The sequence below is a fragment of the Actinoplanes sp. 13 genome (assembly GCF_056134165.1).
In genome coordinates, this window is sequence record NZ_JBVYOQ010000050.1 from 1 (window position 1) to 21,048 (window position 21,048).

Genomic DNA, 21,048 nt, shown 5'->3' on the forward strand with positions numbered 1-21,048 from the left:
GAATGGAAAGTGGAGGGGAGCCCAGGCGCCCCGACAAAAAGGGGGGCCGACACCAAAACAGAAAGGGTCCCTTGACCCACCGTCGGAGACGGCGGGGGCCGCCCTCCGCACCCCCTCCTCCCCCCCCTGTTGGGAGGTTGCTACCGGGTTGCCCTTTTTGGACCCCCCCCCTGTGGGGGTCGTCCCCACGCTTGTCGCCGCCGTGGTGCTGCCCTACCTGGCCGGCCTGGCGGTGCTCTTCCCCGCGACCGCGTTGCTCCTGCAGGCGCTGGGCCTCTGGGATCTCTATCCGAGCAAGCGTTCTGGAAGAGCTTTTCTACCGGGTTGCCCTGCAGACCGGGCTCGAAGCGGTCGCCGGCCCGCCATCACCGCCACGGCGCGATCAATTCGCTTGCGCTGCTGCCCCTCTTTCTCTGAGCGATTCATGTCGTACGCACAATGCCCGGTCCCGTGGCTCCCCCGCGATCTCGCTGCCGTTGGCGGGCCGCAGCGCGCCCGCCGGGCTGAAGCCCCCGGTCACCCTCAATGCCCGTACCCGCCGGCGGGTAAGTATGTGATCGCGTGCACTGGGTAGCTCTCCGGGCATGAGCGTTCCCAAGCTGAAAGCATTCGTCCTGGACACGCGCGACGCGCGGCGGCTGGCCGAGTTCTACCGGCACCTGCTCGGCCTGAAGTACCGCCAGGGCGACGAGCCCCCGCCGCCCGGCGAGGACGACCCGAAGGGCCGCGAATGGCTCCAGCTGGTCGGCGACGACGGCACCTGGCACCTGTCGTTCCAGCAGACCGACGGCGTGCGCCCCACCACCTGGCCGGACGGCGACGTCCCCCAGCAGATGCACCTGGACACCTCGGTCGACTCGGTGGAGGAGCTGAACCGCCAGCACGAGCGCGCGCTGAGCCTCGGCGCCACCCTGCGCTTCGACCGCACCGACGACCCGGAGGAGCCGCTGCGCGTCTACGCCGACCCCGACGGCCACCTGATCTGCATCTTCGTCGGCTGAGCCGGCCGGGTACGGCCGGCCGCCGGACGAGCCTCGCGGGTGAGGCGTCACGCCCGTGCGGGCCCCGAGAGCGTCACGCCGGGCGGGCTCTGAGAGGTGTCACGCCGGGCGGTCGCGGAACTCGAAACGGTACAGCCCGCTCGACCCGCCGGCATAGAGGTGGCGGCCGTCCGAGCTCCACACGCATCCGACGAGTCGCGCGTCGACCCGCGTCATGGCGACGACCGCTCCGGTGCGGTGATCCCGGACCCACACCGCGCCGGCTCGGGAGCTCGCCGCGATCCACCGGCCGTCCCGCGTGATGGAGAGCGTCTCCGCGACGCCGGCCCGGGTGGTGAACGTGGTGCGCGGCCGGCCGGTGGGCGTATCCCAGTCCAGCACCGTTCCCTGCTGGTCGCTGCTGGCGAGCCAGGAGCCGTCCGGCGATACGGCGACGGATCGGACCCAGTCGGTGTGACCGGTCAGGGTGGTGCGGTGCCGGCCGGTGGCCACGTCCCAGATCTGCAGGGCGCGGTCGTCGCACGCGGTGACGAGCCAGTCGCCGCCGGGTGCCACGCCGATCGCCCGTATCCCGTCGTTCTGGCCGCTGAACACGGTGCGTTGCCGGCCGGTGGCCACGTCCCAGATGCGGATGCAGCGATCGTTGCCTCCGCCGGCGACCCAACTGCCGTCGGGTGAGATGGCGATGGTCTCGATCGAGCCGGGCGGGCCGAGGATCTCCTGCCTCGGCTGTTTGGTGCCCATGTCCCAGATCAGGAGGCGGGTGCCGTCCGCGGTGGCGAGCCAGCTGTCGTCCGGGGCGATGGCGATGCTGCCGATCTGGTCGAGGCCGTAGGCGAGGTGGGCGCGTTGCCGGCCGGTGGCGGCGTCCCAGATGCGGACGGTCTCGTCGCTGCCGGTGGTGGCGATCCATGTGCCGTCCGACGCGAGAGCCAGGGAGTCCACCAAGCCGGCCTGCGAGGCGAACGAGGTGATGAGGGCGGCCCGCGGTGAGGTCTCGACCTCGTGGTGGTGGCTCTCCCAGATCCGGATCGTCCGGTCCCTGCTGGCGGAGGCGAACCAGGTGCCGTCCGGAGCGATGGCCAGCGCGTCGATCGGACCGCTGTGACCGCCGATGACGGCACGCTGCTCGGCGATGTCCGGCTCCCAGATCCGGATCGTCGCGTCATCGCCGGCGGTGGCCAGCCACGTGCCGTCGGAAGCCACCGCGATCGCGTTGATCCAATTCTTGTGGCCGAGGAGGTTGTGGATCGGCCTGCCGCTCACGGCGTCCCACATCTTCAGCTCGCCCTCGTCGTTGCCGGTGGCCAGCCAGGCGCCGTCGGGTCCGACGGCCAGGACGTGGACGGAGCGCGGCCGGCCGTCGAGTTGACGGCGTTGCCGGCCGCTCGCGACGTCCCAGATCCGGACGGCGTCGTCGTCGCCCGCGGTGGCCAGCCAGGTGCCGTCGGGTGCGACGGCGAGGGCGTGGATGGTCGAAGCGTGCTCGGTGATGTCCAGCCGGTGCCGGCCGGTCGTGGCATCCCAGATCCGCACGACGTTCTCGTTGCCCACGGTGGCGAGCCAGACGCTGTCCGGCGAGACGACGACCTCGAACAGGTCCTTGAGACGGCCGGCGAGCCGGACCAGCTCCCGGCCCGTGGCCGAGTCCCGCATGCTGACGCTTCCGTCAGCGTGCGCCGCGACGAACCAGGCACAGTTCGGCGCGATCGCCATCGGGGTCCATCCGTTGCCGGAGACACTGGTGACAACGCGCCCGGTGGTGGCGTTCCAGGTGAGCACCGATCCGGTGAGGTCGATGGCGAGAAGCCGATCGCTGTCCGGTGCGGCGGTGAGGGTGTGTGCCCAGCCGTTGTGCCCGGACACGCTCCGGAGCAGCACCGAGCCGGGCAGGTCCGGGAGTGGCCAGGTGCTGACCAGACGTGCCTGCCGGCGGTCCGCGATGATCTGCTTCGCCTGGTGTCCCCAATCGGCATCGTGGACGGCACGATCGAGAAGGATGTCGGCGCACGAGTGCTGCGGCTCGGTCGGCCCGAGCAGGTGGGTGGTCCGGGCCAGCAGCCGGCGGACCCGCGCGACCCGAGGGCTGTCGAACGGCGACAGATCGCTTGCCGGTCCGGCCGGTCCGCTCTCCTCGAGCCGGGCGGTGATCCAGCGCAGGTCCATGACCAGTGCCTCGGCCTCGTCGCGGCAGCGCCCGGCCATCAGATGCTCCACCAGATGCTCGCGGAGATAGCGCTCCGTCGCCGGCAGCGACCACCATTCTCCGGCCGGCAAGCTGGTCCGCACCGTACCCAGCAGGCGCCGATGCAGGCCGGCCACCGCGTCGTCGCCAAGTTCGCTCAGCAGGTAATCACGGACGACGTCGTGCAGCTTGATCGTCCCGCCGTCCTCGGTCGGGGCCAGTGTCAGCAGTGCCAGGTCGGCGAGCCGGACGCACCAGGCGCTCGTGGCGACCGCCGTCGCCTGCCACAGCGTCGCGACCAGGGACACCGGGACGGTCTCGTCCTCCATGAAGATCGCAAGCTCGGCGAACAGCCGGTGCTCGTCGTGGGTGAGCAGCCCGGTGCTCGCCTCGATCGTCGCCCGCACCGCGTCATCACGCTGGTCCGGATCGTTGACGTCGAGTTCCCGGGTACTCGCGCCGCTCAGTTCGTCGACCTGGAGAGCGCCGTCGCGCTGCAGCCGGGACAACAGCTCCTCCGCCACGGCTGCCACGTCGGTCCGCGATCGTGCCTGGTCGACCATGATCTTGTTGACCAGGCGCAGCAGCAGTGGCCAGTTGCCGGTCTCTACGATCAGCGCTTCCACCACTGCGCCCGGCAGCGACTCCGGCAGGTCGGCGGTGAGCACCCGCCGTGCCTGCTCCGGCGACATCTGGTCGACTTCGACCGGTACGCTCTGGCCGGCCACCAGCGACGGCAGGCGGGTGGTGACCAGGCGCGCGCATCGACCGGCGACCGGGAACGCGTCCAATTGGTCGGAGAACCAGACGTCATCCAGGATGATCAGGCGGCGGGGCCCCTCGGCCAGGACGGATGCCAGGTGCTCGGCCGCCTGGCGTACATCGGTGAAGGGTTGCGACCGGGCCGGGTCCACCTGCCGGACCAGGTCATTGATCTTCTCGACCAGGGCGCCGCGCCGCAGGTCGCGGCCGAGCGTCACCCAGTAGACGCGGCCGCCGAAACGGCGCAGCACGCGGGGGTCGGCACGGACCAGGCGCGCGAGAGTGGTCTTGCCGAAACCACCCGCCCCGTGGACAGCGGTGGTGATGCCGACGGTGGCGGCGCTGCGCCCGAGAGTCAGGGCACGGACGACCGCGGACAACTCACGGGGACGGTCGACCACCCACGGTTCCGGGCGCTGCGAGACGGGGACGAGTGAGAGCAGGCTCTGGCCGTACGCCAGCTGGGACCACCAGATCAGCACCCCGGCGACCGCGACCGTCAGCACCGATCCGGCCAGCCACCAGAGATGATGGTCCGTCATGGTCGGGAACCAGGCGGCTTCGCCGCCGGTGGCGACGTTGAGCGCCACGCCGGAGATCGCGGTGGCGACCGCCCCGAGGATGGTCGCCAGGATCACAACGGTCAGCCGGCGTCGGCGCACGCTCTCATCAAATCCGACCTGGACGGAAGACGCCAGACAGCCGGGTCAGGCCAGGCGGTCGCGGAACTCGAAGCGGTAGAGCCGGCCGGACCCGCCGGTGTAGAGGTGGCGACCGTCCGGACTCCACACGCACGAATCCAGCTGCGCGTCGACGCGGGTCATCGTGGTGATCGTACGGTGGCCGACGTCCCACACCCAGATCGAGCCGCTGTTGCCGCACATCGCCAGCCAGCGGCCGTCCCGGCTGATCGAGAGCGGTCCGGCGGGATCGGCGTGGCCACCCATCTCGGTGATCGGCTTGCCGGAGGCGGCGTCCCAGAGGCGGATCGCGTCATCGCCGGCGGTGGCCAGCCATGAGCCGTCCGGGGCGATGGTCACCGCCTTGAACACGGTTGCCGAGTTCTTGATGCTGAGGAGTTGCCGGCCGGTGACGACGTCGTACATCCGCAGGTTCCGGAATTCCGCCACGACGATCCTGTTGCCGTCCGGCGAGACGGCCAGGGACTGCGACCCGGAGGCGGATCCGGCGAACTTCTTGAGTTCTGCTCCGGTGGTCGCGTCCCAGATCCGGACGAACTCGTCGTTGCCGCTGGTGACGAGCCACTTTCCGTCCGGCGCTATGGTCACGGCGCGGATCCATCGGGTCTGTCCGGGGAACTGTGCCAGTTGTCTCCCGTCCGGGACACGCCAGATCTGCACCTCATCGAGGATCCCGGCGGCGAGCCAGGTGTCGTCGGGGGCCAGGGCTATGACGTCGGGCCAGCCGATGAAACCGGCCATCCTGCCGTCCGGCTCGCCGGTGGCGGCGTTCCGCCTCTCGATGCCGCCGTGGGCGCCGGAGACAGCGAGCCAGGTGCCGTCGGAGGCCAGCGCGAAGGTGGAGGCCGGGCTTGCGAGGGGTCGCTCCTCGGGTGTGGCGTCCAGCTCGGCGTCCCAGATCCGCACGGTGCGATCGGACCCGGTGGTGGCCAGCCAGGAGCCGTCCGGAGCGACCGCCATGGCATCGACGGCCCCGGCATGACCGGCCAACGTCGCCAGTTCCTTGCCGGTCCCCATGTCCCAGACGCGGATCGCCCTGCTGTAGCCGGCGGCCAGCAGCCTCGTCCCGTCCGGTGTGATCGCCATGACCCGCCACGAGCCGGCTGTGGGCAGTGCCCTGCGGAGGAGGCCGGTGGCCGCGTCGCGGATCTGGATCTCGCTGCCGGCCGCGATCGCGAGCCAGGTCCCGTCCGGCGAGATCGCCATCGAGTCGACGTCACCGCCGAGCCGGGTCCAGGTGCTGCGCTCCCGGCCGGTGCGGGAATCCCTGATGGTGACGGTGCCGTCGCGGGTCCCGACGGCGATCCAGGTGCTGTCCGGGGAGACGGCCATCGCGGTGATCTGCACCCGGCGCCGGGCGAAGCGGAAACGTCTCCGGCCGTCGGCGGCGTCGAAGACGCGCAGGGACTTCCGGTCGTTCACGACGGCGATCCAGGAACCGTCGGGGGCGACCGCCGCGTCGGTGACGTACCAGTGCCATCCCCTCAGGACGGCGCGCTGCCGCCCGCCGGGCAGATCCCGGAGCCGGACCTTGGGGCCGTGGGTGGACGCCGCGAACCAGGAGCAGTCCGGAGCGATCGCGAGGGTCTGAGCCCAGTCCTTGCGGCCGAGCATTTCGGCCTGTTGCCTGCCGGAGACCACGTCCCAGACCCGGAGCGTGCCGGTGCCACCCGCGGCGACGAGCCGTCCGCCGTCCGGTGTGACCGCCAGGCAGGGCCGCCATCCGAAGTGCGCGGCGAACGACCGGCGCAGCGCCGAACGGGGCCGGTCGTGCACGGTCCAGGTGTTCACCAGGCGCGGCGCCCGGCGCTCCTCGATCATCGCGCGTGCCTGGTCACCCCAGTCCGGGTCGTCGATCACGCGGTCGAGGAGCACGTCCACGCAGGAGTGTGCCGGCTCGGTGGCGCCGAGCAGGTGCGCGATCTGGTCGAGTCGCCGCCTGATCCGCGCGGCCCGGGGGGTGCCGATGGCGGACAGGTCGGCGGACACCCCCGCCGGTCCACCGTCGGCCAGCCGGGTGGCTGCCCAGCGCAGGTCCATCACGAGCGCCTCGGCCTCGGCGGGCCGGTCCGCCGCCAGCAGATGCTCGACGAGGTGCTCCCGCAGATATCGCTCGGAGGCGGGCAGCGTCCACCAGTGCGGGGACGGCAGCCCGGCCCGGACCGCGTCGAGCAGGGCCCGGTGCAGCCGGGTCACCTCGGCCGCGCCGAGCCTCTCGGTCAGGTAGTCGCGGATGACGTCGTGCAGGCTGATCGTCCCGCCTGGCCCGGCCGGCGACAGCGTCAGCAGCGCCAGGTCCGCCAGCCGGGCGCACCAGGCCCGCGTGGTGACCTCACTCGCCCGCCACAGCGTCGCGACGAGGGACACCGGCACGGTCTCGTCCTCGGCGAAGACAGCCAGCTCGGCGAAGCGCCGATGCTCGTCCTCGCTCAGCAGCCCGGTGCCGGCCTCGATCGTCGCCCGGACCGCTTCGTCGCGCTGGTCCGGATCGTTGACGTCGAGCCTCTGCGCGTTCGCGCCGCTCAGCTCGTCGACCTGAAGCGGGCCGTCGCGCCGCAGCTGGGCGAGCAGGTCCCGGGCGACCGCCGCCACGTCGGTGCGCGACCGCGCCTGGTCCACCATGATCTTGTTGACCAGGCGCAGCAGGAGGGGCCATTTCCCGGTCTCCCGGAGCAGGCCGTCGACGACCGGTCCGGCGAGCGCGGCCGGCAGGTCGGCGGTCAGCACCCGTCTCGCCTGTTCCGCCGACATCTGATCGACCTTGACCGGGACGGCCCGGCCGGCCACCAGCGACTCGTTGCGGGTGGTGACCAGCCGTGCGCAGCGGCCCGCGACCGGGAACGCGGCGAGCTGGTCGGCGAACCACACGTCGTCGAGGATGATCAGCCGGCGGGGCCCGTCCGCCAGCACCGACGCCAGGTGCTCGGCGGCCTGCCGGACGTCGGTGAAGGGATGCGCCCGCGCCGGGTCGATCTGCCGGACCAGGTCGTTGACCTTCTCGACCAGGGTGCCGCCGCGCCGGACGTCACGCCCGAGCGTCACCCAGTGGACGCGGCCGCCGAAGCGGCGCAGCACGCGCGGATGGGCGCGGACCACCCGGGCGACGGTGGTCTTGCCGAAGCCGCCGGCGCCGTGCACCGCGGTGGTGATGCCGACCGTGGCGGCGCCGCGCCGGCGGGTGAGGGCGCGGACGACCGCGGTCAGCTCTCGGGGACGGCCGACGACCCAGGGCTCCGGGCGCTGGGCGGCCGGGATCACTGTGACCAGGCTCTGTGCGTACCGCTGTTGCGCCCACCAGGCCAGCACCCCGGCCACCGCGACCGTCAGCACCGAACCGGCCAGCCACCGAAGATGGTGGTCCGTCATGGTGGGGAACCAGGCGGCCGTGCCGCCGGTCGCGACGTTGAGCGCCACCCCGGACACGGCCGTGGCGGTCGCCGCGAGGAACGTCGCGGCGACCACCGTGATCAACCATCGACGCCGCACGTTGCCATCCAAGCCTCAGCGGAGCTCGACTTCCACCCCGTCCGCCGCGAGCAGGCCGAGAAGCTGCTCCATGGTCAGTGCGGGCGCCCACCAGCGCTGGTCGTAACCGGCCACCAGCGAGGCCCGGGCGACCTCGGAGTCGTGCCAGACGAGCCGGAAGCCCGGGGCGGCGCCCCAGCCGCCGAGCAGGCAGTCGTGCAGGGCGCCGAGGTTCCAGCCGAAGTAGCCGCCGGGGCCGTTGACCGCCTCGCCGATGGCGCAGTAGAAGCCCTCTTCGTCGGTGACGTGCCGGCCGTCGAGGTGAACGGTTGCGCCGGGCTCGCGGTCCGGGCCGCGCCGGTGGTGGGCGAGGGCCGCGCCGGCCCACTCCTGCCGCAGCTCACGGTCGTGGACGGCCCATTCGCCCGGTTCGGTGGGGCGGCCGGCGCGCCACTGCTCCCAGACCTCGCGGGCCCGGGCCGGGCGGGGCGGGCCGACGGCGTCGGCGTAGGTGGGCTCGAACATCACGTCGACCAGGCCGTCGCCGAGAGCGGACGGGCGCGCACCGGTGACCTCGGCGCCGAGTCCGGTATCGAGCAGTCGGGTGGCGGTGCCGTCATGAGCCACCGTGAAGATCGAGCCGGTGACCCAGCGTCGATGCCGGGCGGTGCCGGGGCGTTCCAGGGCGTCCAGCGCGCGGAGCAGGCGGTGGCCGGGCCGGCAGCCGATCAGCGTGGCCGGGCGCAGCGCCGCGGCGGGCCGTTCGCGGAACACCCCGGTGACCTCCCCGCACCCGCCGAAGTCTTCGTCGCCGAGCACACCGGTGAGCAGATAGCCCTCGACGCCCTCCGGCGCGCGGTCGGCGTGCCGCAGCCCGTCCCGTCGCAGCCGGCCTTCCAGGCTCACCTCGAGCGGGCCGTGCCGGCCGGAGCGCCGGGCGCTCATCACGGTCACGTCGAGTAACTCCTCGGCGCAGTCCCAACAGCCGGGCGGATGCTTGGAGTCGGCCGGATGCACGGCTTCCAGACCGATATTGCCCACCCAGGCGAGCCCGGTTCCGTCGCAGGCGGCGCGCAGCCGGCCGGCCGGCACGCAGTCCAGCAGCGTGTAGCGCTCGATCGGGGGCTCGGGGGCGTCGGCGAAGAGCCCGTCGATATCGGCGCAGGTGGCGACGACGTCGTCACCGTCGTCGATGGTCTCGTCGACCAGAAGCCAGGGAAGGCCGATCATCGGGCGACCGTACCGCCTCGCCGTCAACGTGTGTATCCCGGGACATGCGGCGCGAACTGGGACGTCTTCAGGGGTACTCTCCGCGCAAGGGGACTTGCTCAGCGTTGAGAAAGGACGGTGTCGGCTCGTGAAGGTCGGCATTCCCAGCGAGATCAAGAACAACGAGTACCGGGTGGCGATCACCCCGGCCGGCGTGTACGAGTTCGCCCGGGCCGGCCACCAGGTTCATGTCCAGGCGGGCGCCGGCACCGGCTCGTCGATCACGGACAGTGACTTCGTCGCAGCCGGCGCGACGATCCTGCCGGACGCCGACGCGGTGTGGGACACCGGCGACCTGATCCTCAAGGTCAAGGAACCGGTCCCGGAGGAGTACCACCGGATGCGGCCGGGCCAGGTGCTCTTCACCTACCTGCACCTGGCGGCGTCCAAGGAGTGCACCGACGCGCTCGTCGACCGCAAGGTGACCGGTATCGCGTACGAGACGGTGGAGCTGCCGGACCGCTCCCTGCCGCTGCTGGCCCCGATGTCCGAGGTGGCCGGCCGGCTCGCGCCGCAGGTCGGGTCGTACCACCTGATGCGGCAGGGCGGCGGGCGCGGCGTGCTGATGGGCGGCGTGCCCGGGGTGTACGCGGCGAAGGTCGTGGTGATCGGGGCGGGAGTCTCCGGGCTGAACGCGGCCGCGATCGCGCTCGGCATGCAGGCCGAGGTCCTGCTGCTGGACAAGAACGTGGCCCGGCTGCGCGCGGTGGACGCGGACTATCGCGGTCACGTGCAGACGATCGCCTCCAACGCGTACGAGGTGGAGAAGGCCGTCCTCGACGCCGACCTGGTGATCGGCGCCGTGCTGGTGCCCGGCGCGAAGGCGCCGACGCTGATCTCCAACGAGCTGGTGTCCCGGATGAAGCCGGGCAGCGTGCTGGTGGACATCTCGATCGACCAGGGCGGCTGCTTCGAGGACTCGCGGCCGACCACCCACGACGACCCCACCTATCAGGTGCACCAGTCGATGTTCTACTGCGTGGCGAACATGCCCGGGGCGGTGCCGAACACCAGCACGTACGCGCTGACCAACGTCACCCTGCCGTACGCGCTGGAGCTGGCCAACCGGGGCTGGCGCGACGCGTTGCGCGCCGACCCGGCGCTCGCGGCCGGGCTGAACACGTTCGACGGGCAGGTCGTCTACGGCCCGGTGGCGGAGGCGCACGGGATGCGCGCCACGCCCCTGACGGAGGTGCTGCGCTGAGCCTCCGGACCACCGTGCGGGCGTACCTCGACCATCTCAGCGTCGAGCGCGGCCTGTCGGGCAACACCCTGGCCTCCTACCGCCGTGACCTGGAGCGGTACGTCGTCTTCCTGGCGGACAAGGACATCGGGGAGATCACGGCGGCGGACGTCACCCGCCATCTGGCCGCGCTGCGCGAGGAGGGCCTGGCGTCCTCCTCCGCGGCGCGGGCCATCTCCGCGGTGCGCGGCCTGCACCGCTTCGCGGTCCGCGAGCGGCTGGCGCCGCGCGACGTGGCCGCGGACGTCCGGCCGCCCGCGCCGCCGAAACGCCTGCCCAAGGCCCTGCACGTGGACCAGGTCGAGCGGCTGCTGGCGGTGCCGGACGCGGACTCGCCGCTCGGCCTGCGGGACCGGGCGATCCTGGAGTTCCTCTACGGCACCGGGGCGCGGATCTCCGAGGCGGTCGGCGCCGACATCGACGACCTCGACCTGGACGATCCGCAGGAGAGCGCGGTGATCCTGCGGGGCAAGGGCGGGCGGACCCGGGTGGTCCCGGTGGGCGGCTACGCGCGGGCCGCGGTGCAGGCCTACGCGGTACGCGCCAGGCCGCTGCTCGCCGCCGCCGGTCGGGGCACTCCGGCGATCTTCCTGAACGCCCGTGGCGGGCGGCTGTCCCGGCAGAGCGCGTGGACCGTGCTGCACCGGTGCGCCACCGCGGCCGGGCTGCCGGTGGACGGGCCGTACGCGGTGAGCCCGCACACGCTGCGGCACTCGTACGCCACGCATCTGCTCGACGGCGGGGCGGACGTCCGGGTGGTCCAGGAGCTGCTGGGCCACGCGTCGGTCACCACGACGCAGGTGTATACGCTCGTCACCGTCGAACGCCTCCGGGAGGTGTACGCCACCTCTCACCCGCGCGCTCGTTAGAAGCTGCGTACCCGTAGGTGCGACACGCCGAACGGCTGACCCCGAAGGTGCGGCGCCTGTGGCGTACAGTCGGGCATCGACTGAGCTGACCCGCGGTGGAGAACGACCCTCCGCACCGGATGAAGGCTGCGAGTCGGGAGGGGGCGAGGACATGGCACGAAACGGCGAGCGTGCGGAGGCCTGGACTTCCGCGCTCCGGGATCAGCAGAACTCCCTGGATCTCGGCGCCGACCTCGGTCCGGCCGACCCCACGGCGTACACGATGCGCCGCCCGATCCCCGAGCCGATGCCGACCGACCGGCACGGCCCCGCCCGGATCATCGCGCTGGCGAACCAGAAGGGTGGCGTCGGCAAGACGACCACCACGATCAACCTGGGCGCCGCCCTCGCGGAGTACGGGCGCAAGGTCCTGCTGGTCGACTTCGACCCGCAGGGCGCCTGCTCGGTCGGTCTGGGCGTGAACCCGCACAACCTCGACCTGAGCGTCTACAACCTGCTGATGCAGGACGACGTCGCCACCGAGGACGTCATCATCAAGACCGATGTCGCCGGGCTGCACCTGCTGCCGGCCAACATCGACCTCTCCGCGGCCGAGATACAGCTGGTCAACGAGGTGGCCCGGGAGATGGCCCTGGCCCGGGCGCTGCGCAGCGTCCGCAAGGAGTACGACTTCATCCTGATCGACTGCCAGCCCTCGCTGGGCCTGCTGGCGATCAACGCGCTGACCATCGCGCATGGTGTGCTGATCCCGCTGGAGTGCGAGTTCTTCTCGCTGCGCGGCGTGGCCCTGCTGCTGGACACCATCGACAAGGTCCGCGAGCGGCTCAACTTCGACCTCGAGCTCGAGGGCATCCTCGCCACCATGTACGACTCCCGCACCACCCACTGCCGCCAGGTGCTGCAGCGGGTCGTCGAGGCGTTCGGCGACAAGGTGTACCAGACAGTCATCACGAAGACGGTGAAGTTCCCGGAGTCCACCGTCGCCGGCGCCCCGATCACTACGCTGGACCCGGCGTCGTCCGGCGCCCGCAACTATCGCCAGCTCGCCCGCGAGGTCATCGCCGCCAAGACAGAACGAGGCTAGGTCCCACACCCGTGCTCTTCGCCCTCGGCGAGCCGGTGGCCTTCGTCGCCCTGGTCGCCGCCTTCCTGCTCGGTCTCGGGCTGCGCGCCGTCGCGATCCGGTTCACCGCGCGCATCGTCGGGCTCGCCGAGCGCGGGCAGCCGATGTGGCCGAGCCCTCGCCGCGACATCGACCCGTTCGGTGCGGTGTCGGCAGCGGTCGGCGGGATGGGCTGGGGCAAGCAGCTGACCGTCGACGACGTGCCGCGCTGGCGCGGCCGGGGCCGGGCCGCCGCGGTGTTCGCCGCCGGGCCGGTCGCCTGCATCCTGGCCGGCGAGATGCTGATCGCGGCGTACGCGGTGCTCTTCCCGGCCAACGCGGAACAGGCGCTGGCCGTGTTCAACATCGGTCACGTGCTGCGCGGCGTCCCGCTGCCGGCCGTCGAGCAGGTGGTGCTGTCACTCGGTGTGGGCCTGCTGGCGTTCGGCCTGCTCGCGCTGATCCCGATCCCGCCGCTCGACGGCTTCGGCATCCTGTACTACGCGCTGCGTCAGCCGGGCCAGAGCATGAGCTGGATGCGCCTGTGGTTCGAGGACAAGAACATCGGCGTGCTGATCCTGTTGATCCTCGCGTTCTTCCCCACCGGATACCCGTTCCTCAACATGATCCTCGACCTCCTCGGCGTCCTGTTCCTCCGCATCTGGGCGTGACCGCGGACGTTTCACCCTTTCCAACCTAGTTGGTACGCCCATGACAGGTCCCGGGGCCACCGGCGCGACCTGATTGCCACTGGCGGACCGCCCGGCGGCCGCCGGGCTGACCTGCCGTGCCCCAGCCTGACGGCTACACCTTGTCAGCGGGCCTCGACAGCGCTTCGCCATGCGGTTGCGGTCTGCTGGTCGTAGTAGCGGGTGAAGCCGCAGTGGTACGCCAGCATGCTGCCCAGAGCCGGATCGCCCGGCCCGCCGCTGACCAACAGCCGAGTCCCCACGCCGTAGGACGGCGTGTACTCCCCGGCGATCTCGCCGGGTGCCAGCGGCGGCAGCATGGCAACGGTGACGGACGTACCGGCGCCGCCGCGGAACCACTCGTTGACCGCGAACGTGACCGGCAGGTATCCCTCTTCCGGTGTGGGTTGATCCGGAATTGGCGCGCCGACTGCGGTCACTGTGCCGTCGAAGGAGATGGGGCGTGCCGCCACCTCGGCCGGGGAGCCCGTGAACGCGCAGTCGGCCTTGCCAGAGTCCGGCAGCGTCCCGCGTCGATCCGCAGCCACGGTGGCCGACCCGTTACCCGCCGGCGCGCCGGACGGCATCGGCAGCAGGACGCCACCCGCTACCAGGGCGCCCGCGAGTGACACCCCGGCACCGGCTATCACGCGCCGAACCCGCCGCTGTCGCCGGACCGGGCGCATGACCTCATCAGCGGTCAGTCCGAAGGCCGGTGCACGGGAGGCGTCTTCCTGAAAGACGCCTCGCAGATGCCGCCCCAACTGCTCGTTCATCACGCCTCCTTGAGGGCGTCGGACAGGGCGCCATGCCGGCCGCGCAGGGTCGCCAGCGCCCGCGAGGCCGTAGCCCGCACCGCGCTATGGCTGATCTTCATGACATCGGCGATGGCGGCGTCATCGAGGTCCGCGTAATACCGCAGCACCAGCACTGTTCGGGCCCGGGGCGCCAGGCCGGCGAGCAGCCGACGGGTCCGGTCCCGCCCGGCCACGTCATCAGCGACATCGCCGGCGACGTCGATGTCCGGGATCTGCTCCCACGGGGTCTCCGTGGAGGACCGCCGCCGATGCCAGGCCAGGTTCCGGTTCACCATGATCCGCCGGACGTAGGCCTCCCGGTTCTGCGCACCGTCGACGCGGCGCCACCGGCGATAGGCATCCGTCAGCGTCATCTGGGTCAGATCCTCGGCCGCATGGAGGTCGCCGGTCAGCACGTACGCGAACCGCAACAGGGAAGGCCCGTGCTGCGTCACGTAGTCCTCGAACCTCACGCTGTGCCCCTTCCGCCCAGGCGTCCTCTCCCATATAGATGACCCCACGATCCCCAGACGCTGCACCGTCGGCCGACAATCCTGAACACGGGTCTTAAGATTCGCGGGTGACGAATGATCCGACGGCACCCAACCTCGAGGTCTCCCGGGTGTTGACCGTGTCAGCCGGGCAGATCTGGTCGGCCTGGACCGACCCGGCCGCGATCGCCCGCTGGTGGGGCCCCGACGGTTTCGCCAGCACGGTGCGCGAGCTCGACGTCCGCGCCGGTGGCCGGTTCGACGTGGTGATGCAGGGCCCGGACGGTACGCGATTCACGAATGTCTACGTGTTCGACGAGGTGGTGGCGGGCCGGCGGATCGCCTACACCCACCAGGGCTCCGAGGAGCACGGGCTGGCCCCGTCGCGCTCGGTCATGGTGATCGAGGAGCTGGACACCGGCGCGCCGCAGACCAGGGTGTCGTTACGCTCGTTCTACGTGTCGGACGCCGACCGCAGACGCCACCTCGAGGACTTCCAGGCGGTCGCCGGGGCGCGTCAGCTGCTCGAGCGCCTGGAACGCGTCTCGTCACAGGGCTGACCCGGCGCGGCCGTCGGAATCAGGCGCGGCGGCGCTCGGCGGGTTGCCGGGCCAGCTCCTCGGCCGGACGACCCCGTCGTGTCGGCTACTCGACATGTGCGACTCCTGGCGCGCTCCGGACAGTTTCGGACATACGTGATAAACGACCACCGCGTCTGCGAGATCGCCTCCGCGGAGTCCAGCGGCTCCGGCCTCCTGATCACCGACCGGCTCGTGCTGACCGCCGACCATCTGCTGATCGGCGACGACCTCCAGGTGCGGTTCCCCGAGGGTGACTTCGAGTGCGAGGTGCACTGGCGCTCCGCCGAACTCGACGCCGCCGTGCTGCGGATCACCGACGAGACCTGGATGTCGCCCGAGCTGCCGCCGCTGCGCTGGGGACGCCTCGTCACCGGAACGGCCGGGACGACCGGCGAGGTGGCCGGCTTCCCCGAGCCGCACCTGGCTGACGGCGCGCGTGCTTCCGGCGTACTCGATGCCTCTGATCCGGCCGTCGATGACCGCCTGGATCTCCACGTGCGGTCCTGGCCGCCGCAGGCGCCGGGTGGGTCGCGGTGGCGCGGCATGTCCGGTGCCGGACTCTTCACCGAAGGCCTGCTGACCGGCCTGATCGTGGAGGACCGGCCCGAGCTGGAGAGCCGGCGGATGATCGCGGTCCGCGTCGAGGCGCTCTGCGCCGACCCCGGCTTCGTGGCCGCGGTCGAGCCGCCGCCGCTGGAGCCCGCCGAGCTGGCCGGGCTGCAGACCCGGCCGGTTCCGGTCCGCACCGGCCCGGCCGGCCTGCTGCGTGCCGAGGCCGAGGTTGTGCCGTTCCATGGCCGGGACGACGTGCTGGCCCGGCTGCGCGACTGGCTGGACGAGGCGGCGCCGGCTGCGGTGCGGGTGCTGACCGGGCCCGGCGGGCAGGGCAAGACACGGGTGGCCCGGCAGTTCGCGCGTGCCGCGCGGGACTCCGGCCTGCTGGTCGTCGAGGTGCGCGCGGACGCGCCGGCCGCGTTGTTCGACCGGCTCGCCGGGGTACGCGAGAAGATCCTGCTCGTCGTCGACGACGCGGAGAAGCAGGGCGACCGGCTCGTGCACCTGGCCGCCGCGCTGCCCGGCCACGTCCGGTTGCTGCTGGTGGCCCGTGCCGGCGGGGCATGGCTGCGTGAGCTGGCAGTCCGCAGCGAGCCGTTCGCGGCGATGCTGCCGCCGACGTGGCCCGGCGACGACCTGGGCGACGTGATCGAGGAGCTCGGTCCGCTGGACGGTGATCCCCGCACGGTCTTCCGTGCCGCGCTGGGTGCCTTCGCCGACCGTCTCCGTGTTGCTCCGCCGCCGGTCCGGACGCCCCGGCTCACCGACGACTGCTACCGCAACGTGCTCGCCGTGCACATGGAGGCGCTTGTCCGGCTCCTCGGTGTCACCGACCCGGTCGACGGCCCGGACGTGGCCTCGATCCTGCTGGAGCACGAGACCCGCCACTGGTCGCGGCAGGCCCGCGCGAAGTACGGCCTCGGTGACCTGCCCGTCGCGGCCCTGCGGCAGGCGGTCGCGGTGGCCACCCTCTGCACCGTCCGCCGGGGTCCCGGCGAGAACCTGGCCGACCTGCTCGCCCGGGTGCCGTCGCTCGCCGACCGCCCGGCCGCCACCCGGGCCGCTGTCGCCGACTGGCTCACCGACCTGTACGGCGAGCCCGGCTGGCTGTGCGCCCCGATGCGCCCCGACCCGCTGCACGAGCACCTGGTCGGCGCCGAACTGGCCGGGAACCCGGCGATGCTCGACGGCGTGGCCCCGGAGCTCACCGAACGCCAGGCCCGCGAGATGCTGACCGTGCTGGCCCGCGCCGGCGCGCCGGTCTCGGCCGGCCGGCGCCGGGACTTCGCCGTGGTCGTGGCGGTGGCCGCCGTGATCGATTCGCTGATCCACCGCTTCCCGGGCCGGCTGGCCGTCCCGGCCTGGCACGCCGCCGCGCTGGTGGAGGGGCCGGCCGCGGGACCGTTGCACGCGGCGCTGGACGCCATCCCGTCCGTCGCGGGCGGCCTCTCCCGCCCGGTCGCGGGTAGCCCGTTCCGCCCGATCGCCGAGGGCTGGGGCGCCCGGGCCGGATTCCGCGCCCGGGTCGCCGGGGCCGTCGTCCTGGCGGCGGGCCTCGTGCCGGGGTGGCTGGGTTCGGCGCCCGTGGTGCGCGCCGCGTGGCAGCGTCCGGACCTGACCCGCGCCGTCGGCACCGGCATCGCGGTGGTAGCCCTGGCGTCTCCGCTGCTGCTGCTCGTGCCGGAGAGCGAGGCCGGACAGCAGGTCCTGCCGCCGCTGACGGACGGTGCGGTGGCCGCGGCACCGCCGGCGCCCGCGCCGGGTGCGGCCGCGTCAGGTGCGGCCGAGCCGGGTGTGGCCCGGCCGGGGATGGCCGAGCCGGGTGTGGCCCGGCCGGGGATGGCCGAGCCGGGAACGGCCGAGCCCACCGCGGCTGCCGGAGAACCGGCCGCGGCCGCGTCCCCGCCTCCGGCCATCAGGTTTCCCCAGCCCGCCGAGCCACTGGTGGCCCGCCCTCCGATGAGGGTGGCGAAAGCCGCGGCGAGCCGTCCCGCGTCACCGGCGCCCACCAGAACTGCCGTGGCCCCGAAGCGTCCGCGGACACCACCCACAGCGGTCCGCGCGTCCTCGCCGCCGCCCACGACGGATCGCCGCGTCACCTCACCGGCCGCCACTGCCGGGCCCGGGCGGGCCGGTCAACCTGATCGGCCCGCCGGCCCCGCGCGGATCGCGCCGACCGGGACCCCGGCGACGCCCCGATCCGCCGGCGCTCCCGCGTCCGCAGAGCCCGCTGCCAGGCGTTTCCCTATCGAGATCGACGGGTCCGCACTCACCGCGCCGCAGATCCAGGTCCGCGGGGCGGAACCCGGCACCACCACCGGAGCCGTGCGGCGCTTGCGGCTGACAGCGGGCAGATATCAGCTCGGCACCCCGGCCCTCACCAGTGACGCCTGGTTCACCGTCACCGCCACCGGAAAGATCGAGGTGGACCCCGGCGTCACGTACCTCAAGGTTCGGGACGGCAAGCGCCTGGAGGTGTTCGGCGTCGAGGTCACGATCGACGCGCGCGAGCTGGCGGCCGCCACGTTCACCGTCGAAGGTGTCACCTCCGGCCCGCGGCCCACCGCGACGCCGCAGTCGTTCCGGCTCCTCCCGGTCTCCGGCGCCGCGCTCTACCGCCTCCACGACGGCCGCGGCGCCGCCGGTTTCACCGTCGCCGGGAACGGAGCGGTCGGCTATCCCGGCGAGTACGCGGACCATCTCGCCGGCGCCGGAACCGCGACCCTCAAGATCCGGGAAGACGCCCTGCCGGACAGGTAGCCGGCGGGTGCCGGATCGCCGCCCGGGTCCCGGCGTGCGGCTTTCAGCGGCGGTGCAGGAGCAGCCAGGCGTCGGCGGGGAAGAGGCGGCGGGCTGTCGCCCAGGCCGCCCGGGAGTAATAGGGGCGGGCCTCGGCGGCGCCGATGACGCGCGGCTGATCCGCCTGGTGGTCCCGGCCCTTCCAGCGGATCACGCAGCCGCCGGCGGCCAGGACGTTGCGGACCCAGTTGGTGCGGGCGCCCCACGGCAGGTTGATGACGAAGCTGTCGGGGGCCGACACCACCGCGATGGGTACGGCCAGGTCGCGGCCACTGACGCGGCCGCGGTGGTGGACCACCGCCCAGAGCGGGAACCAGGCCCGGCCGGCGAGGGCGCGGGCCAGGGGTGCGGTGGCGCGGGCGAAACGCCAGGAGGAGGTGGCCGGGGCAGCGGATGCGGTCATGCCTCGATCGTCCGCTGTGGTCGCCCGCGCCGCGTCCCGGTGGTCCGTCAGGCGCCGTGACGGATTTCCGTCAGGGCGTACGCGACGGCGTCGGTACGCCCCCGAGCCCCGATCTTGCGATAGAGGTTGGCGAGGTGGCGTTCGACGGTGTGCACCGCGATGCCCAGCCGGCGGGCGATCTCGGTGTTGGAGTCGCCGGTGGCCAGCAGCCGCAGGACCTCGAGCTCCCGCGGGGTGAGGCCGGGTGCCGGGGCACCGGGTGCGGGCCGGTCGGCCCGCCCGGTCAGCACGAAGTCGGTGACCAGCCGCACGTCGGCCGCCGGTTCCTCGACGAACAGGGTGGGCGTCGATCCCGGCAGCTCCAGGACCCGCGCGCCCGGCATCGTGCCGGCCAGGCGCCGGACCACCTCGAGCGGAATCCGCTGCTCGCCCTGCCGGTGCAGGAGCAGGGTGGGGGCGCGGACGGCCGGCGCCTCCGCGGTGACGTCGATGTCGCGGGCGGCGTCGAACCAGGCCCTGGCGATCGCCGCGGTGGTGGCGGTGCGGAAGGCCTCGGCGGTCCAGCGGCCGGACGGCGCCGAGTCCCAGCCCAGCCAGGCCGTCGCCGCGGCGTCGGCGAACAGGTTCCAGTCCTGGTCGATGAGTGAGAGCAGCGCCTGGGTCTGTGCCGGGCGCATCGCCTCGGCGAGCCGGGCGGTCCCACCGAACAGGACCAGCCGGTCGACGCGGTCCGGCCGGCGTGCGGCGAACGCGATCGCTGTCGCGACGGAGTGGTAATAGCCGAGCAGGGAGGGCCGGCGCAGGCCGGCGTGGTCCAGGACGGCGGCGAGGTCGCGCAGGTGGGCGTCGACGCCCAGATCGGTCACGTCGATGCGCCGGTCCGAGCCACCGGTGCCGCGGCCGTCGTAGAGCACCAGGGTGACGTGGCGGGAGAGGGCGAGATAGGCGGCGCGCAGGGCCGGGATGCGCCACTGCGCGACGATGTTGCTCAGCGACGGCATCCAGACCAGCGCCGGGCCCTGCCCGAAGGCCTGGTACGCGATCGTCACGCCGTCCGTGGTGCGCGCGAAGCGCACCTCGGGCAGGTCGTCCACCCGCTCATTATCGGCTCGGCCCGGCCCCGTGGCACCCGGGCACGGCTCGCGCCCGGCATCGGGCGATGTGCGGCCCACCGTGCCGGATCCGCCGAAGCAACGCATCGTGAACATCTCCCCAACGCGAGATTTCTTGATCACGTCTACAGTCACCTGGCATGGACCGCTCGGTCGCGCGGTTCGGACGACAAGGGGAGGCTGCCATGGCGAAGAAGGATGCCGTCAAGGACAAGGTCGCGAAGGCCAAGGACGACGTCAAGGTCGCGAAGGCGAACGCCAAGGCCGAGGCCAAGGCGGCGAAGGCGGACGCCAAGGTGAAGGCCGTCAAGGCCGACGCCAAGGTCGACGCGGTCAAGGCGGATGCCAAGGTCAAGGCGGCCAAGGCCGAGGCGAAGAAGTCCAAGAAGGACGCCAAGAAGAAGTGAGCTCCGCGGGGCCGCCGTTCGGCGAGCGGCGGCCCGGCCTCACGCTCCGGTCGTGAACAGCTCGCACGTCATGTTGTAATACCGGTCGGTCTGCCCGAGATGGCGCATGCCGAGGCGGCGGCAGACCGCCTGCGACGCGGTGTTCTCCGGGTACGTGACGGCGTACACCGTGGCCACGCCCATCCTTGCGGCGTACGCGAGGACCGCCGTCGCCGCCTCGGTGGCGTAACCGTTGCCCCAGGCGTCCGGATGCAGGTGCCACCCGACCTCGGTCTCCTCGGCGGGCCGCATCGGCTCCCCGGACGCGAGCAGCTTCACCAGGAAGACAGTGCCCAGCAGGTGCCCGCTGCGCCGGTCCTGCACCGCCCAGACCGTGTGCACCTCGTCCTGCCGGTCGCGCCAGGCGGCGAGCCGTTCCAGAGCCTCGTCGTGGGTGCGCAGGGCCTGGGGGCGCGTGCCGACGAAGCGCACCACCTCGTCGCGCGAGTACATGTCGAGCACGAAGTCGGCGTCCTTGTCCTCCCACCCGCGCAGCAGGAGGCGGGGTGAGATCAGTGACCGCATCGCGGCAGCGTAACCACAAAGCAGCAACCGGTCACGGGTTGCGACGTTGGAAC

Annotated in this window: 16 protein-coding genes; 8 read left to right on the forward strand and 8 right to left on the reverse strand. The window is 72.5% G+C overall.

The window, feature by feature from the left end; all coding sequences use genetic code 11:
• Positions 1-584 precede the first annotated feature (584 nt).
• A complete protein-coding gene (locus tag AC0NH5_RS41940) occupies positions 585-1,001 on the forward strand; it encodes a VOC family protein (RefSeq protein WP_474413839.1) in 417 nt (138 codons plus the stop codon).
• Positions 1,002-1,100: 99 nt separating this feature from the next.
• On the opposite strand, the gene AC0NH5_RS41945 is transcribed toward AC0NH5_RS41940, so the two are convergent.
• The 3 genes from AC0NH5_RS41945 to AC0NH5_RS41955 are packed head-to-tail and all read right to left on the reverse strand — an operon-like array spanning position 1,101 to position 9,344.
• Complete coding sequence (locus AC0NH5_RS41945; protein WP_474413841.1) at positions 1,101-4,610, reverse strand: NB-ARC domain-containing protein; 3,510 nt, start codon at positions 4,608-4,610, stop codon at positions 1,101-1,103.
• A gap of 45 nt (positions 4,611-4,655) precedes the next feature.
• The gene (locus AC0NH5_RS41950; RefSeq protein WP_474413843.1) at positions 4,656-8,135 is read right to left on the reverse strand and encodes an NB-ARC domain-containing protein; all 3,480 of its coding nucleotides are present in this window, start codon (positions 8,133-8,135) and stop codon (positions 4,656-4,658) included.
• A gap of 15 nt (positions 8,136-8,150) precedes the next feature.
• Positions 8,151-9,344 carry a barstar family protein gene (locus tag AC0NH5_RS41955; protein ID WP_474413845.1) on the reverse strand — a complete coding sequence of 398 codons (1,194 nt, stop codon included), beginning with the start codon at positions 9,342-9,344 and terminating at the stop codon, positions 8,151-8,153.
• 127 nt (positions 9,345-9,471) lie between these two features.
• Between AC0NH5_RS41955 and ald the strand changes: the two genes are divergently transcribed.
• The 4 genes from ald (at position 9,472) to AC0NH5_RS41975 (ending at position 13,268) form a co-directional block, all read left to right on the forward strand.
• A complete protein-coding gene (gene ald / locus AC0NH5_RS41960) occupies positions 9,472-10,587 on the forward strand; it encodes an alanine dehydrogenase (protein WP_474413846.1) in 1,116 nt (371 codons plus the stop codon).
• Positions 10,584-11,495, forward strand: a complete 912-nt coding sequence (gene xerD, locus AC0NH5_RS41965; RefSeq protein WP_474413877.1) for a site-specific tyrosine recombinase XerD — start codon at positions 10,584-10,586, stop codon at positions 11,493-11,495. The genes ald and xerD overlap by 4 nt, the downstream gene beginning before the upstream one ends.
• 151 nt (positions 11,496-11,646) lie before the next feature.
• Entirely contained in the window at positions 11,647-12,579 is a 933-nt protein-coding gene (locus AC0NH5_RS41970; protein ID WP_474413849.1) for a ParA family protein, read from the forward strand.
• A gap of 11 nt (positions 12,580-12,590) precedes the next feature.
• Complete coding sequence (locus AC0NH5_RS41975; protein ID WP_474413851.1) at positions 12,591-13,268, forward strand: zinc metalloprotease; 678 nt, start codon at positions 12,591-12,593, stop codon at positions 13,266-13,268.
• Positions 13,269-13,411: 143 nt separating this feature from the next.
• Here the strand turns inward: AC0NH5_RS41975 and AC0NH5_RS41980 are convergent, their stop codons facing one another.
• The gene (locus AC0NH5_RS41980) at positions 13,412-14,062 is read right to left on the reverse strand and encodes a hypothetical protein (protein WP_474413853.1); all 651 of its coding nucleotides are present in this window, start codon (positions 14,060-14,062) and stop codon (positions 13,412-13,414) included.
• Positions 14,062-14,556: a SigE family RNA polymerase sigma factor gene (locus AC0NH5_RS41985; protein WP_474413855.1), complete on the reverse strand. Its 495-nt coding sequence runs from the start codon at positions 14,554-14,556 to the stop codon at positions 14,062-14,064. The genes AC0NH5_RS41980 and AC0NH5_RS41985 overlap by 1 nt, the downstream gene beginning before the upstream one ends.
• 107 nt (positions 14,557-14,663) lie before the next feature.
• Between AC0NH5_RS41985 and AC0NH5_RS41990 the strand changes: the two genes are divergently transcribed.
• Complete coding sequence (locus AC0NH5_RS41990) at positions 14,664-15,134, forward strand: SRPBCC domain-containing protein (protein ID WP_474413857.1); 471 nt, start codon at positions 14,664-14,666, stop codon at positions 15,132-15,134.
• A 135-nt stretch (positions 15,135-15,269) separates the two neighbouring features.
• The gene (locus tag AC0NH5_RS41995) at positions 15,270-18,470 is read left to right on the forward strand and encodes a hypothetical protein (protein ID WP_474413859.1); all 3,201 of its coding nucleotides are present in this window, start codon (positions 15,270-15,272) and stop codon (positions 18,468-18,470) included.
• A 43-nt stretch (positions 18,471-18,513) separates the two neighbouring features.
• Here AC0NH5_RS41995 and AC0NH5_RS42000 read toward each other — a convergent pair whose 3' ends face one another.
• On the reverse strand, positions 18,514-18,912 hold the full coding sequence (locus AC0NH5_RS42000) for a PNPOx family protein (protein ID WP_474413861.1): 399 nt from the start codon (positions 18,910-18,912) through the stop codon (positions 18,514-18,516).
• 47 nt (positions 18,913-18,959) lie between these two features.
• A complete protein-coding gene (locus AC0NH5_RS42005) occupies positions 18,960-20,006 on the reverse strand; it encodes an alpha/beta fold hydrolase (protein ID WP_474413863.1) in 1,047 nt (348 codons plus the stop codon).
• Positions 20,007-20,209: 203 nt separating this feature from the next.
• Between AC0NH5_RS42005 and AC0NH5_RS42010 the strand changes: the two genes are divergently transcribed.
• Positions 20,210-20,431, forward strand: coding sequence for a hypothetical protein (locus tag AC0NH5_RS42010; protein ID WP_474413865.1), 222 nt, complete (start codon positions 20,210-20,212; stop codon positions 20,429-20,431).
• 39 nt (positions 20,432-20,470) lie between these two features.
• Here AC0NH5_RS42010 and AC0NH5_RS42015 read toward each other — a convergent pair whose 3' ends face one another.
• Positions 20,471-20,995 carry a GNAT family N-acetyltransferase gene (locus AC0NH5_RS42015; RefSeq protein ID WP_474413867.1) on the reverse strand — a complete coding sequence of 175 codons (525 nt, stop codon included), beginning with the start codon at positions 20,993-20,995 and terminating at the stop codon, positions 20,471-20,473.
• Positions 20,996-21,048: the final 53 nt, after the last annotated feature.